The organism is Aquimarina macrocephali JAMB N27 (assembly GCF_000520995.1).
Taxonomy (GTDB): Bacteria; Bacteroidota; Bacteroidia; order Flavobacteriales; family Flavobacteriaceae; genus Aquimarina; species Aquimarina macrocephali.
Map to the genome: position 1 here is coordinate 1 of NZ_JACA01000043.1, position 14,497 is coordinate 14,497.

Here is a 14,497-nt window from a genome sequence, read left to right on the forward strand (position 1 = left end):
TTCATAATATTATGAAGGGTTTTTTTTATGCCCAAAAACCAACTCAAAATACTTCAAAAAATAGAGTCATCATACAATAGGATAGAGCCATTTTAAAAAATGAAAGCTCGCAGTTTATACAGATAGAAAAAAAGAAATACACAGTCCTTTTTAACTATGAGCTTTTCTACTATATTTAAAGAATGTAATAGAAAAACTAAACATCATGAATACACACAAGTCTAGACGAAACTTTATTAAAAAAACAGCAATAGCAGGGGCTGGTATTTCTGTACTACCTAACTTAACTTTCGGAAATAAGGGATATAATCAAAAAGAAAAACTTAAATTAGGATTAATTGGTGTTGGTCTAAGAGGAACAAATCATTTAAGAAATGTTCTTTTAAGAGATGATGTGTTAGTAACAGCAATTTGTGATATTGATCAGACTCGGATAGATCTTTCTTTAGAAGCAATCAATAAAGCAGGGAAAACTAAACCAAAAGTATTTGGTAAAAATGAGTATGACTACAGAAATTTGCTAAACCTAGAGGATGTAGATGCTGTAATTATATCTACTCCCTGGTTATGGCATACCAGGATGGCCAAAGATTCAATGACAGCAGGTAAATACACGGGCCTGGAAGTCTCTGCAGCAAATACTCTTGAAGAATGTTGGGATTTGGTAAATACGCATGAAGCTACCGGTGCACATCTTATGATTTTAGAAAACGTTAATTATAGACGTGATGTTATGGCGGTTTTAAATATGGTTAGGCAAAATGTGTTTGGAGAATTAGTGCATTTTAGATGTGGATATCAGCATGATTTGAGATTTGTGAAATTAAATGATGGAAAAACAGCATATGGAAAAGGAGTAGAGTTTGGTGAAAAAGGTATTTCTGAATCAAAATGGAGAACACAACATTCAGTGGCAAGAAACGCAGATGTATATCCTACTCATGGTGTTGGACCAATGGCTACAATGTGTAATATTAATAGAGGAAATCGTTTTTCATCAATTACATCTAATGCAACCAAAGGCATAGGTTTACACAATTATATTGTAAAAAATGGAGGAGAAAACCACCCAAATGCAAAAGTTAAGTTTAAACAAGGAGATGTTATTACTTCAACTATTGAGACTACAATGGGAGAAACCATTATAGTTACTCATGATTGTAATTTACCTCGCCCTTATTCATTAGGATTTAGAGTACAGGGAGCCAATGGACTATGGGAGGTTGATGGGAACAGAATATACATAGAAGGAAAATCTGAATCACATAAATGGGATCAGGCAGACGAATGGCTGGCGAAATATGACCACCCTTTATGGGAAAAATATGGAGAACATGCTATGGGTGCAGGTCATGGTGGGATGGATTTTTTTGTGATTAATGCCTTTGTGCAATCCGCAAAACAAAATATAGCACCGCCATTAGATGTTTATGATGCAGCTGCATGGAGTGCAATTACACCATTATCAGAAGTTTCTATAGAGAATAATGGAGAACCGCAGGATTTTCCGGATTTTACAAGAGGATTGTGGCTCAAAAGAAAACCTTACAACTGGATTAAAGACACCTATTAATTTTGGTAGAGATTATGGAGTTGATTTACTATAAAACATACAATATTTAAAAGCAATTTTGAAAAAAATAAATATAATATCTCCAGGAAGAACGTGCCTGTTTGGAGATCATCAGGATTATCTCGGATTACCTGTTATTGCATGTGCGATAGATAAATATATCAAATTAAATGCTATTGAAAACACAACTGCTCTTTTCAAGATAAAATTACCTGATATTGCAGAAGAAAGAGATATTCTAATACATGAAAAGTTTGAGCAGATTGAGCACAGGGATTATTTTGCTTCATCTCTTAGAGTACTTCGACGATACGGGTGTATTCCCAATAAAGGTTATGATGTAAAAATACAAGGAGATTTACCGCTTAATGCTGGAGTTTCTAGTTCTTCTGCACTAATCGTAGCATGGGTAAGGTTTTTGTTGGAAGCATTCGGTGCAAACCAGGAAGTAACCCCAATATTGGTTTCTAGAATAGCGTATGAGGCCGAAGTTCTGGAGCATAATGAACCCGGAGGATTAATGGATCAGTACTCGATTGGCTTGGGTGGAGTTTTGTTTATTGATACCAGTGAGAAAGCATCGTATGAAAGGATACAGAATACTGTACCGGGATTAATCGTGGGAGAATCCGGAGTAAAAAAAGAAACAATCGGGACACTGGGGGATCGGAAAGAAAAAGCATTAAAAGCAATAGAATATGTGACACTTAAAAAACCTGATTTCGGTATAAAATCTACTTTGCTGGAAGAGTATGATAAATATGAAAAATATATTCCATCTGATTTGAAGCCATATTTCTTTGCTGCACTAAAAAATCATTCTATAACGCTTGAAGCTTTAAAAGAATTTAAAAAGGAAGATCCTGATATGAAGTATTTAGGGAATTTGATGAATCAACATCATCTTATTCTAAAAGATATTCTTAAAATAACTGTTCCTGTAATAGATAAAATGGTAGATAGAGCAATCAAAGCTGGAGCTTATGGAGTTAAAATTGTTGGATCAGGAGGAGGAGGCAGTATTGTGGCTATAGCTCCAAAAGATAAGGAGCAGGAAGTTGTAGAAGCTATTAAACGAGAAGGTAAAGCAGCTTATATTGTAAATGTTGACTCTGGAGCAAGAGTTGTTTAAAGCAAGGAGAAATTATGCATGAAAATTTAATCATTTTGGCAGGAGGTGCATCTTCGCGAATGAAGAAAGCAATAAAAACAGGATTGAGTACCGACTTAACAGCGCAAGCTAATACGCGATCAAAATCTCTTATTAGTATAGATGCAACAGGGAGACCTGTGATGGATTACCTTTTGTATAATGCTAAACAGGCAGGGTATAAATATATATTCATTGTTATTGGAGAAAAAGAAAACCTCATAAAAGAGTTTTATGGAGATAATTCTGGTGGAAATAATTTTCACGGCCTCACTATTAATTATGCAATACAATATATCCCAAAAGATAGAGAGAAACCTTTTGGAACAGCAGATGCTCTTCATCAGGCAATCACACAATATCCAGAACTAAATAGTGAAACTTATACCGTTTGTAATAGTGATAATTTGTATTCTGAAACTGCTTTAAAAGCTTTACGCACTACTGATCATGCAAATGCTTTTGTGAGTTATGATAGAGATGCGTTGCAGTTTAGTTTGCAACGGATAGCTCGATTTGCCCTGGTATCTTTGGATGAAGAAGGGTTTTTGAAAAATATAATAGAAAAACCATCAGTCGAAGATAGTGTACTCTATAAAGATAGATTTGGTAAACTTCGGGTTAGTATGAATATTTTCAAATTTGATGGAGCAACGTTTAAGGAGTATGTAGAGAATTGCCCTATTAATGAAAAACGAAAAGAAAAAGAACTCCCTACAGCTCTATTAAATATGGTAAAGGAACATCCAACATCAGTTATTGGGATACCAGTATCAGAACATGTGCCGGATCTAACATCAAAAGAGGATATTGCTATCCTTAAAGAGTATGTTGAGGAACACTATGTCAATATGGATTGGAACCGATAAGACGTTTCGTATAATCTTTAAAAAAAGGTTGATCATAAAAGTTTACCTTATCTAGATGAATCTTTTGATGTTTAATATTCTTTGTATGTTTGTCTAAAATTTTGTTAAAATTGATTCTTATTCCTGATTAGAACACATATGAAAGCCATCTACTCGTTTGTTGTATTAGGATGTTTTATGTCTACTTTATATTCTATGCAAGAAATAAAAGCAGAACAGAATACCTTTAAAGATTCATTACAAAATAAAACATTAAGAGAATTGGCAACTGCATTTTGGAATGTGAAAGATCTTGATTCTGTTTACAAACGAAAACTTGCGGATACTTATATTTTTAAAGCGAAAAAACAGATTAATAATGAAAGGATAGCAGATGGATATCAAATGTTTCTTTCTATCTACGAAAAGCAACCTGAGATATCATTACAGTATGCAGACTCTATAATAGAAATAACAAAAAAGTTACAAAATAACCATTATCCTTCCACAGGATATATGATAAAAGGAAATATATTAAGTACAATAGAACAACATGATGCAGCATTAGAAGCATATTTAGTTGCTAAAGAATATGCTGAAAGGAATAACAATAAACGACAATTGATTGGTTTAAAACATAATATTGCATTGTTAAAAACCATCCTGGGAAAAGAGAAAGAAGCACTACTGGTGTATAAAGAGAATTATAGTTATTTGCTAAAACAGGATAGTGTTATAAAGCGTAGTCAGATTTATATAGCTACATTGTATAAATTGTCTGATAGTTATAATCGACTTAAGTACTATGATTCGGCATACTTTTATCTTAAAAAAGGTATAAAAGCTAGTCTATCTAGTACTTATAAGCATTATTACCCGAATCTTTTATTTGCATACGGAATCAATAGTTATTATAGAGAAGAATACCAATCGGCTATCGATAGTTTGGATAAAGCATTGATTTTATCTGAAGAAGATGTTAATGATGTAAATGTAAGAAAAGGGTATCTATATTTGGCGAAAACCTATTTGCAGCTAAAAGAAGAACAAAAAGCATTGCAATATTTAAAGAAAGTAGATGAAATTACTAATGAGTCAAACTATAGATTAGAAATAGGAGAAACATTTACATTATTGCTTGATCACTATAAAAAGAATAAAGATCAAAGGAATCAGTTAGAGATAATGAAAAAACTGTTACGGTATGAAAACGCCTCTAATATAAAATATAGCCGATTAAATCACTCTATTGTAAAAAAGTACGATATACCACAGTTGATCAAAGATAAAGATCACTTGATAAGTGAAATTAGAAATGACAATAAGGTTTTAACTTATAAGTCAATAGCGTTTAGTGTCTTTTTGATCATAATTGTAAGTTCTTTATATATTTATTTTTCTAAGAAAAGAAAAAATAAATATAAAGTTCAATTAAATAAGGAGTTAGAGAAGGTTAAAGTTTTAGAGAATAAAGAGGGGAAGATTGTGAAATCAAGTAAGGATTTTTCAGCTAAATTGAAAAAAGAAATACTTGAGAAGTTGAACGATTTTGAATATAATAAAGAGTATTTAAAAAACGATCTTACTTTAAATAAGGTTTCGAAAAACTTAAAAACAAATTCTACCTATTTATCCAAGGTGATTAACATGGAGAAGAAAAAGAATTTTGCAAATTATATTAATGATTTGAGAATTGAATATTGCATACAACAGATAGAACAAAATAAAAACTTCAAACATTACTCGATCAGGTCAATGGCAAAAGAAGTTGGTTTTAATAATCTGCAATCTTTTGTTACAGCTTTTTCTAAACAAAAAGGATGTAATCCAGCAGAGTTTATGAAAAGATATGTTAGTTAGTTTGAGATGTTTGTATTTGTAGTGAAATAAGGTAAAGATTTATAAATTTTATCCTATAAATGATTTTTAATAGATGCTACAAGATTGTTTCTTCATTACTTTTGATGTATTCATTAATATAAGAGAAACCATGAAAAGAAAGAACAAAATTAAAATCAATCTTCAAAAAATTAAAATAACAAAATTAAATAACTCAATGAAATATAATGTAAGGGGCGGTGGTTTTCAAGAAATCGATAAAACGATACATAATCTTTGTAATAGTGATGGTTGTGATTCTATAGTCCCTTGTGAATCTAAAGGATTGTTAATTTGAAAATGGTAATGATCAAACTAATCTAAGCTAAAATAAATAACACAAAAGCCCAAACTACAGATCATAGTTTGGGCTTTTTATTAGAGAGTTTTAACTAATTAATCTCTAAGAATACTTCTTGAAATTACAATTTTTTGTATTTCGCTGGTACCTTCATATATCTGTGTGATTTTTGCATCTCTCATTAATCGCTCTACATGATATTCTTTAACAAAACCATTACCCCCATGAATTTGTACAGCTTCTATACTAACATCCATTGCGGCTTGAGACGCAGCTAGTTTTGCCATAGCTCCTGATAAGTCATAGTTTTCATGGTTGTCTTTGTCCATTGCTGCTTTATAAACTAACATACGGGCAGCTTCAATCTGTACATGCATGTCGGCAAGTTTAAAAGCAATTGCCTGATGATTCATGATTTCTGTACCAAAAGCTTTACGAACCTTAGCATATTCTTTTGCTAATTCATATGCTCCAGCTGCAATTCCTAGTGCTTGAGCAGCAATTCCTATACGACCTCCGGCCAATGTTTTCATAGCAAACTTAAACCCAAAACCATCTTCGCCAATTCGGTTTTCCTTAGGAACTTTTACGTCATTAAATATAAGAGAATGTGTGTCACTTCCTCGTATCCCTAATTTATCTTCTTTTGGTCCAACTTCAAACCCTTCCCATCCTTTTTCAACAATAAAAGCATTGATGCCTTTATGCTTTTTTTCTCTATCTGTTTGAGCAATAACCAAATAATAATCAGCAGAATTACCATTGGTAATCCAGTTTTTTGTTCCGTTTAGAATATAGTGATCTCCTTTATCAATGGCGGTTGTTTTTTGAGAAGTAGCATCACTACCAGCTTCAGGTTCAGAGAGACAAAAAGCGCCTATTGATTCTCCTGTAGTAAGCTTGGTTAAATATTTTTCTTTTTGCTCAGCATTTCCAAAAGTGTCAAGCCCCCAACATACCAAAGAATTGTTTACAGATACAATCACAGAACAAGAAGCATCTACTTTGGATAATTCTTCCATTGCCAAAACATAAGAAATAGTGTCCATTCCGCCACCACCATACTCTGGAGAAGCCATCATTCCTAAAAATCCAAGTTCCCCCATTCTTCTTACTTGTTCTTTAGGGAATTCTTGTTTGTTATCACGTTCGATTACACCGGGTAATAGCTCTGTTTTAGCAAAATCACGAGCTGCGTCGCGTATCATTAACTGCTCTTCGGATAATTTGAAGTCCATAATTTTCTTTATAATTTACTGTGCGTGCATAACACGAAATTTTCACTTTCAATGAAAATAAATCGAGATAATCACGATTTTGTTATTAATACCACAAATATAAGCTATAATATGATAGTTTTACTGTTTTTTTGATTTTTTGAGATAATCATTTTTTAGGATAAAGTTTAAAAGATTTTTATAAGGGATGTAAAAATACCATGGATTATTTTTTTTGAAGTAAAAAAACTGCTGCTTAATTACCATAATTTTATTTTTATTTAAGCTTTTGCATGTTTAGTTTTTTATATTTGTGAAGTCGCATTTTGACTATAATTCGATTTATTGTAATATCTGGTAATATGGCTCAACTCTAACCTCCGTAATGGAGGATTATTTAATTAAAAAGATAGGATAAAATGAGTATGTTGTTTTTTAAAATGGTTTTTTAAAAAACAATTGGTTATTCAATAAATTGAAATTTTAAGAATGAAAGAGTTATTAAATAAATACGAGAATAAAACACCCGAGATAGTTTTTAATTGGAAAGATGCAGAAACTGAAGCAGAAGGGTGGACAGTTATAAATTCATTGAGAGGTGGTGCCGCCGGTGGAGGAACCAGAATGCGCAAAGGATTAGATATGAATGAGGTTCTTTCTTTGGCAAAAACAATGGAGGTCAAATTTACAGTGTCTGGCCCTGCAATTGGAGGAGCCAAGTCAGGTATTAATTTTGATCCAGATGATCCCCGCAAAAAAGGAGTTCTTAAACGATGGTATAAAGCTGTATCCCCTTTATTAAAGAGTTATTATGGTACAGGAGGAGATCTTAATGTGGATGAAATCCATGAAGTTATACCTATTACCGAAGAATGTGGAGTTTGGCACCCCCAAGAAGGAGTATTTAATGGTCATTTTCAGCCAACCGAAGCTGATAAAATAAATAGAATAGGACAACTGCGTCAGGGTGTTATTAAAGTATTAGAAAATACTATGTTTTCTCCAGATGTTACCAAAAAATATACTGTGGCAGATATGATTACAGGATATGGGGTTGCAGAAGCTGTACGACATTACTATACTATTTATGGCGGTGAAGTAAAAGGGAAAAAAGCAGTAGTACAAGGTTTTGGTAATGTAGGATCTGCAGCAGCATATTATCTTTCTGAGATGGGAGCAAAGATTGTAGGGATAATTGATCATGCCGGAGGACTCATAAACGAAGATGGTTTCTCATTTGAAGAAATAAAACAATTGTATTTAAATAAAAGAGGAAATAAACTGTATAGTGAACAACGTATTCCTTTTGATGAAATGAATGAGAAAATATGGTCTTTACAAACCGAAATATTTGCTCCTTGTGCAGCATCTAGATTGATTACTAAAGATCAAATTACCAAAATGATTGATTCTGGTTTAGAAGTTATTTCATGTGGAGCCAATGTACCTTTTGCAGATAGCGAAATATTTTTTGGTCCAATAATGGAATATACCGATGAACGAGTAAGTCTGATTCCGGATTTTATTTCTAATTGCGGAATGGCAAGAGTCTTTGCTTATTTTATGGAGCGAAAAGTACAGATGACTGATGAAGCTATTTTTAAAGATACTTCAGAAACCATAAAGAAAGCGATTCAGGATACTTATAACGAAAAACAAACAGAAACTAATATCAGTAAAACAGCGTTTGAGATAGCTCTCAGACAGCTGATATAATATTAATTGTATTAACCGAGTAAAACTATGTTCAAGTATTTTTTAGGGAGCAGTCCGAAATGGTATAAAACCGTAATGATCGGATTTTTGATTTTTAATGTATTTTCTTATTTCCTTTTAGGGCCAACGGTAACCGCGTGGTTGTTTATTGGGGAGTTTATTTTCACCCTTGCAATGGCACTTAAATGCTACCCGTTGCAATCAGGAGGTCTATTGGCGATAGAAATCTTGGCATTAAATCTCACAACACCAAAAAAAGCATATCATGAAGTAGATCAGAACTTGGAGGTAGTTTTACTATTAGTTTTTATGGTTGCAGGGATTTATTTTATGAAGCCCTTGCTAATGTATATTTTTAGTAAAGTATTTACTAAAATAAAATCTAAGATGGTATTGTCGCTATTGTTTGTATTTCTGGCGGCAATACTTTCTGCATTTTTGGATGCCTTAACAGTAACGGCTGTTTTAATAAGTGTTACTGTAGGGTTTTATGGAGTATATCACAAAATTCATTCTGGGTCAGGAGATTTTGATGAGAGTGGAGTTTTGGATAGAAAAGAATTAAGTGGAGAAACCTTAGAACAGTTTAGAAGTTTCTTAAGAAGTTTGGTGATGCACGGGGTAGTAGGAACAGCATTGGGAGGTGTATGTACCTTGGTGGGAGAACCACAAAACTTACTTATCGGAGAACGAATGGGATGGGATTTTATACAATTCTTTTTAAAAATGGCACCAATTACAATACCTGTTCTGGGAGCAGGGTTGCTTACAACAATAGTTTTAGAAAGTACAAAGTCATTCGGTTTTGGAGCAAAATTACCAGAAGTTGCCAGAAGGATTATAGAAAGCTATACAGAAGATGAAGATGCAAACAGATCTGATAAATCTAAATATGGATTAATCGTTCAAGCAGTATCCGCAGTACTTTTGATTATTGGTTTAGCATTGCATCTGGCACCAGTTGGTCTTATAGGATTAGCATTAATTATTGTTCAGACTGCCTTTATGGGAATTACAGAAGAACATCAATTAGGAAAAGCTTTTGAAGAAGCACTCCCGTTTACAGGTTTGATTGTGGTTTTCTTTGTTATAGTAGCAATGATCCATGATCAACATCTTTTTACACCAATTATTGATTGGGCATTATCCTTAGATCCGAGTCAACAACCTTCTATGTTTTATATGGCTAATGGAGTCTTATCAATGATTAGTGATAACGTTTTTGTCGCAACAGTATATATAGGAGAAGTAGAACAAGCGTTTAATAATGGAGCAATATCACGAGAACAGTTCGAAAAATTAGCAATTGCAATTAATACAGGAACAAATTTACCTAGTGTTGCAACACCTAATGGTCAAGCTGCGTTTTTATTTTTACTAACCTCTTCCTTAGCACCGTTAATTGGATTGTCATATACTAAAATGGTAAAGATGGCTTTTCCATATACAATAGTACTCGGAGGTATTGGTTTATTAGGAGTTATATATATATTATAAGAATAAAGAATATACTTAACCTACAGAAATAACGTTAGTATACTAACACTAAATTAACAAAATCAAAATGACGTATTTACCAATGTTTGGTGCTTTAGCCCAGAATACCCCAGAAATTGATCCGCAAGTAGAAGAGAGTACATTGTCCATTATGGACCTTTTACTTAGTGGTGGAACAGGAGCAATCGTAATCATATCGATTCTTTTTGTATTACTGTTTATCGCAGTTTATATTTATTTTGAAAGAATTTTTGCAATTAAAGCAGCTTCAAAATATGATGAAAGCTTTATGGATAAGATTAGAGATAGCGTAGTGAGTGGTAAAATTGAAGCCGCAAAAATTTTATGTGCACAGACGAATAATCCTATAGCAAGATTGACCGAAAAGGGAATTTCTAGAATAGGTCATTCATTAGAAGATATTAATAAAGCAATCGAAAACGCTGGTAGACTTGAAGTATATAAATTAGAAAAAAATGTTAGTATTCTTGCTACAGTGGCAGGAGCTGCTCCTATGATTGGTTTTCTAGGAACAGTAATAGGTATGATTATTGCATTCCATAATCTGGCATCAAGTTCAGGAACAGCAGATATGGGTGTTTTGGCCGAAGGTATTTATACGGCAATGACAACAACTGTTGGTGGATTAGTCGTTGGGATTGTAGCCTATATAGGATATAATCATTTGGTGGTTCGTACAGATAAAGTGATCCACAGTATGGAAGCTAATGCTGTAGATTTCTTAGACTTGTTAAACGAACCTGCGTAGTATGAATTTAAGAGGAAGAAATAAAGTTAGTCCGGAGTTTAGTATGTCTTCTATGACAGATATTGTGTTTCTGTTATTAGTTTTCTTTTTACTAACCTCTCCTGCGATAACTCCAGAAGCTTTGGATTTAATATTACCAAAAGCTAAAGGAAAGAGTTCTAATGTTCAGAATATATCGGTAAGTATTACTAATAAATTGCAATACTATATCGATGAAGAGCGTATTAGTCAAAGTAGTTTAGAATCTACATTATTATCGCGATTACAAGGAAAAAATGAACCTACTATTATTCTAAGAGCAGAAGAAGGAGTTCCTATAGAAAAGGCAGTTAGTGTAATGGATATTGCAAATAGAAATAAGTTTAAAGTAATATTAGCCGTTAGGCCCGAATAAAAATGATAAAGCTAGATACAAGACATAAAAAGAAATCCTTTGTGCTTACCATACTGGTACATATAGCGATTATCTTTTTATTGTTTTATCTAAGCTTAAATTATATGGAGCCTGAAGAAGAAAGTGGTATTGCTGTAAACTTTGGAACCACGGCAACCGGTTCGGGTAAAATTCAACCCAACGAACCTATTAAATCATCACCAAAGCAAACGACTCCCGAAACTACGTCGTCAACTCCAGAACTACAAGAGGAATCTCCTCAAATAAAAGATAAAGTGGTAACTCAGGAACTTGAAGATGCCCCGGTAATAGAAAAAAAGCCAAAAAAGAAGCCCAAAAAGAAAACAGAGAAGCCTAAAGAAAAACCTAAACCTTCAGATCAGAAACCTTCAAAAAATACAACAAAAGAGAAACCGGTTAAAAAGGTAGAAGAAAAAAAACCAGATCCAAAACCGGATAAATCTACTCTTGATATCCTAAATAGTTTTTCTAATGGTCCTAAGAATGACGGTAAGGCAAAAGGAGGAGAAGGAGATGATAGATCACCAGGGGATAAAGGAAGCCCGGATGGAGATCCTAATGCGAAATCATACTACGGAACCGGAAAAGGATTAGATGGAGATGGTAACTATCGATTAGGCGGTAGAAAGGCTCTTAATAAAGAAAAATTTGTTCAAGATTGTAATGAGTCGGGTATTGTTGTGGTAAAAATAGAAGTTAACCAAAGCGGAAAAGTGATTAGAGCTACCCCAGGGATTAAAGGAACTACCAATAGTGCTTCATGTTTAATGGGGCCAGCAAAAAGAGCAGCTTTGGCTACACGATTTAATAGCGACTCTAAAGCTCCGGCAAAACAAGTAGGGACAATTATTTATCAGTTTAAACTTTCTGAATAATACAAAGAATGAACTATAGGGAAACCCTCGATTGGATGTTTACCCAATTACCAATGTATCAACGCCAGGGAGCTAGTGCATACAAAGTAGATCTTCATAATACGATACAATTAGCAACATATCTAGAAAATCCCGAAACCAAATTTAAGAGCATACATGTGGCCGGAACCAACGGTAAAGGTTCTACCAGTCATATGCTGGCTTCAATACTACAGGAAGCAGGATATAAAGTAGGATTATATACTTCACCACATCTAAAAGATTTTAGAGAACGTATCCGAATTAATGGAGCTACCATTTCTGAAGAATATGTGATTGATTTTATTTCAAAACATCAATCCTATCTAGAATCGAATCAACTTTCTTTTTTTGAAATGACCGTAGGAATGGCATTTCAGTATTTTGCAGAAAATCAGGTAGACATTGCTGTGATAGAAGTGGGACTTGGAGGGAGATTAGATTCTACGAATATTATTACTCCAGAAATTTCTGTAATTACAAATATTGGATTAGATCATACTCGTTTTCTGGGAGATACTTTAACTGCAATAGCTTCAGAAAAAGCAGGGATCATTAAAGAGGGTGTGCCAGTTGTTATAGGAAGAAATGAAGAAGAGACTTCAAAAGTTTTTATAGAGGTTGCTAAAGCATCTGGTAGTCCTCTGTATTTCGCAGAAGATTGTAACTGTACAGTATATCCATCTGATCTAAAAGGAAGTTATCAAAGAGAAAACATAAGGACCGTTTTACAAGCCATAGATTTGATCAAATCAAATGGATGGAATATATCTGAAAATGATATTAAAAAAGGGCTTCTGGATGTTGTAAAGAATACCCATTTGTTAGGGAGGTGGCAAATATTACAAAAAAAACCTAAAGTGATATGTGATACTGCGCATAACGAGGATGGGTTAAAAATGGTGATGAAGCAGTTGATTGAGGAAGAATGTGATCATCTTCATGTGGTATTAGGAGTGGTTGATGATAAAGATTTAGATACTATTTTACCGTTATTTCCTGTACAGGCCAGATATTATTTTTCCCGACCTGATATTGTAAGAGGGCTTGATGAGAAAAAATTAAAAAAAGAAGCTTTAAAATTTAATTTAATAGGTGAAGATTATAACTCGGTGAAAGAAGCGTATGAAGCTGCTTTACAGAAGGCTACAGATAATGATGTTGTTTATGTAGGAGGAAGCACATTTGTTGTTGCAGAAATAATTTAAATTTTCTTTAAAATTCTTTTGGTAGACTATAAAACTGTCTTATATTTGCATCCGCAATCGCAAGATAGCGGGCGCTTAGCTCAGTTGGTTCAGAGCACTTGGTTTACACCCAAGGGGTCAGGGGTTCGAATCCCTTAGCGCCCACCAAAAAGGAATCTTCATTTTTATAATGTTGATTCCTTTTTTATTTCTTACAAATTATTTGATAAAAACAATCGTACTTAAATATTGTGTTTATGTAAATATTCTTGCTAATCTGAATAGGAAGAATTCTATATTTTGGATTCTTTAGAAGGAACTAAAAGTTTCTGCAGTACTGATTATTTATGATAACAATAGATGTGAAATAGTAATAGGAGGAGGTAGAAAAACGAGTTTGTATTTAGCTATTTAATCCAAATATTTTAATGAACGTTTTTTAAATATTGAAATAAATAAAATAATTTTCTCATTTTTAAAACTATCTCTAATTTTTTGAAAAGCTATTCGCATTTGAGATTCAACGGTCTTCACAGATACATCTAATTTTTCAGCAATTTCTTTATACTTCACCCCATCTCTTTTATTTAGCAATAGAATCTGTTTGCAACGTGGAGGAAGCTCTTCAATAACTGCTAAAATCTTTTTTATCCTTAACTGCCGCTCAGTAGGATCATTGTGTTCGATTTGGTTTTTTAAAACACTTAGTTTTAATTCATCCATTACCTTATTTCTTATTTGATCTTTACGATGTTGATCAATATACAATCTGTAGCAAACTGTGAAAAGGTAATTTTTTAAAGAAGACTCTTCAGCTAAAATTTCTCGTTTATTCCATAAAATAATAAAAGAATTCTGAACAATATCCTTAGCTCTTTCTGTGTCGTATGTTAAAGTTGTTACATAAGCTAATAAAGGCTTATACAATTCATTGAAAATTAATTTAATTGCATCTTCATCATTTTTCTTAATTTTTAGAACCAAATTACTATCATTCATGCTAAATTCAACGTTATTCCTGAAATGTGAATTACAAATATGCAAAAAAAAAAA

At 33.0% G+C, this 14,497-nt stretch carries 12 protein-coding genes and 1 tRNA gene; 11 read left to right on the forward strand and 2 right to left on the reverse strand.

The window, feature by feature from the left end; genetic code table 11:
* Nucleotides 1-205: 205 nt before the first annotated feature.
* The 4 genes from Z054_RS0121045 (at nt 206) to Z054_RS0121060 (ending at nt 5,431) form a co-directional block, all read left to right on the forward strand.
* Complete coding sequence (locus tag Z054_RS0121045; RefSeq protein WP_024772009.1) at nt 206-1,573, forward strand: Gfo/Idh/MocA family protein; 1,368 nt, start codon at nt 206-208, stop codon at nt 1,571-1,573.
* 58 nt (nt 1,574-1,631) lie between these two features.
* Nucleotides 1,632-2,705 (forward strand): mevalonate kinase family protein, encoded by a 1,074-nt coding sequence (locus Z054_RS0121050; RefSeq protein ID WP_024772010.1) that lies wholly within the window; start codon nt 1,632-1,634, stop codon nt 2,703-2,705.
* Between the two features lie 14 nt (nt 2,706-2,719).
* Nucleotides 2,720-3,592: a sugar phosphate nucleotidyltransferase gene (locus Z054_RS0121055; protein ID WP_024772011.1), complete on the forward strand. Its 873-nt coding sequence runs from the start codon at nt 2,720-2,722 to the stop codon at nt 3,590-3,592.
* 138 nt (nt 3,593-3,730) lie between these two features.
* Complete coding sequence (locus Z054_RS0121060) at nt 3,731-5,431, forward strand: helix-turn-helix domain-containing protein (RefSeq protein ID WP_024772012.1); 1,701 nt, start codon at nt 3,731-3,733, stop codon at nt 5,429-5,431.
* A gap of 414 nt (nt 5,432-5,845) precedes the next feature.
* On the opposite strand, the gene Z054_RS0121070 is transcribed toward Z054_RS0121060, so the two are convergent.
* A complete protein-coding gene (locus tag Z054_RS0121070; RefSeq protein WP_024772014.1) occupies nt 5,846-6,988 on the reverse strand; it encodes an acyl-CoA dehydrogenase in 1,143 nt (380 codons plus the stop codon).
* Between the two features lie 468 nt (nt 6,989-7,456).
* On the opposite strand from Z054_RS0121070, the gene Z054_RS0121075 reads away from it, so the two are divergent.
* The 7 genes from Z054_RS0121075 to Z054_RS0121105 all read left to right on the forward strand — a co-directional run bounded on the left by Z054_RS0121075 (nt 7,457) and on the right by Z054_RS0121105 (nt 13,612).
* Nucleotides 7,457-8,683 (forward strand): Glu/Leu/Phe/Val dehydrogenase dimerization domain-containing protein, encoded by a 1,227-nt coding sequence (locus Z054_RS0121075; protein ID WP_024772015.1) that lies wholly within the window; start codon nt 7,457-7,459, stop codon nt 8,681-8,683.
* Between the two features lie 27 nt (nt 8,684-8,710).
* A complete protein-coding gene (gene nhaB / locus Z054_RS0121080; protein WP_024772016.1) occupies nt 8,711-10,180 on the forward strand; it encodes a sodium/proton antiporter NhaB in 1,470 nt (489 codons plus the stop codon).
* A gap of 82 nt (nt 10,181-10,262) precedes the next feature.
* Nucleotides 10,263-10,949: a MotA/TolQ/ExbB proton channel family protein gene (locus Z054_RS0121085; protein WP_035092993.1), complete on the forward strand. Its 687-nt coding sequence runs from the start codon at nt 10,263-10,265 to the stop codon at nt 10,947-10,949.
* Nucleotide 10,950: 1 nt separating this feature from the next.
* The gene (locus Z054_RS0121090; protein WP_024772018.1) at nt 10,951-11,343 is read left to right on the forward strand and encodes an ExbD/TolR family protein; all 393 of its coding nucleotides are present in this window, start codon (nt 10,951-10,953) and stop codon (nt 11,341-11,343) included.
* 2 nt (nt 11,344-11,345) lie between these two features.
* The gene (locus Z054_RS0121095) at nt 11,346-12,239 is read left to right on the forward strand and encodes a hypothetical protein (RefSeq protein ID WP_024772019.1); all 894 of its coding nucleotides are present in this window, start codon (nt 11,346-11,348) and stop codon (nt 12,237-12,239) included.
* Nucleotides 12,240-12,247: 8 nt separating this feature from the next.
* A complete protein-coding gene (locus Z054_RS0121100; RefSeq protein ID WP_024772020.1) occupies nt 12,248-13,465 on the forward strand; it encodes a bifunctional folylpolyglutamate synthase/dihydrofolate synthase in 1,218 nt (405 codons plus the stop codon).
* 69 nt (nt 13,466-13,534) lie between these two features.
* A tRNA-Val gene (locus Z054_RS0121105) sits at nt 13,535-13,612 on the forward strand.
* A 243-nt stretch (nt 13,613-13,855) separates the two neighbouring features.
* Here the strand turns inward: Z054_RS0121105 and Z054_RS0121110 are convergent.
* A partial coding sequence (locus Z054_RS0121110) for an RNA polymerase sigma factor (protein ID WP_206538808.1) occupies nt 13,856-14,497 on the reverse strand: 642 nt, incomplete at its 5' end.

Bases quoted from the DNA above. Each gene is read 5' to 3' on its own strand.
- Z054_RS0121100 (WP_024772020.1), top strand. From the start codon at position 12,248: ATGAACTATAGGGAAACCCTCGATTGGATGTTTACCCAATTACCAATG.
- Z054_RS0121060 (WP_024772012.1), top strand. From the start codon at position 3,731: ATGAAAGCCATCTACTCGTTTGTTGTATTAGGATGTTTTATGTCTACT.
- Z054_RS0121090 (WP_024772018.1), top strand. From the start codon at position 10,951: ATGAATTTAAGAGGAAGAAATAAAGTTAGTCCGGAGTTTAGTATGTCT.
- Z054_RS0121070 (WP_024772014.1), bottom strand. From the start codon at position 6,988: ATGGACTTCAAATTATCCGAAGAGCAGTTAATGATACGCGACGCAGCT.
- Z054_RS0121095 (WP_024772019.1), top strand. From the start codon at position 11,346: ATGATAAAGCTAGATACAAGACATAAAAAGAAATCCTTTGTGCTTACC.
- Z054_RS0121055 (WP_024772011.1), top strand. From the start codon at position 2,720: ATGCATGAAAATTTAATCATTTTGGCAGGAGGTGCATCTTCGCGAATG.
- nhaB (WP_024772016.1), top strand. From the start codon at position 8,711: ATGTTCAAGTATTTTTTAGGGAGCAGTCCGAAATGGTATAAAACCGTA.
- Z054_RS0121045 (WP_024772009.1), top strand. From the start codon at position 206: ATGAATACACACAAGTCTAGACGAAACTTTATTAAAAAAACAGCAATA.
- Z054_RS0121085 (WP_035092993.1), top strand. From the start codon at position 10,263: ATGTTTGGTGCTTTAGCCCAGAATACCCCAGAAATTGATCCGCAAGTA.
- Z054_RS0121075 (WP_024772015.1), top strand. From the start codon at position 7,457: ATGAAAGAGTTATTAAATAAATACGAGAATAAAACACCCGAGATAGTT.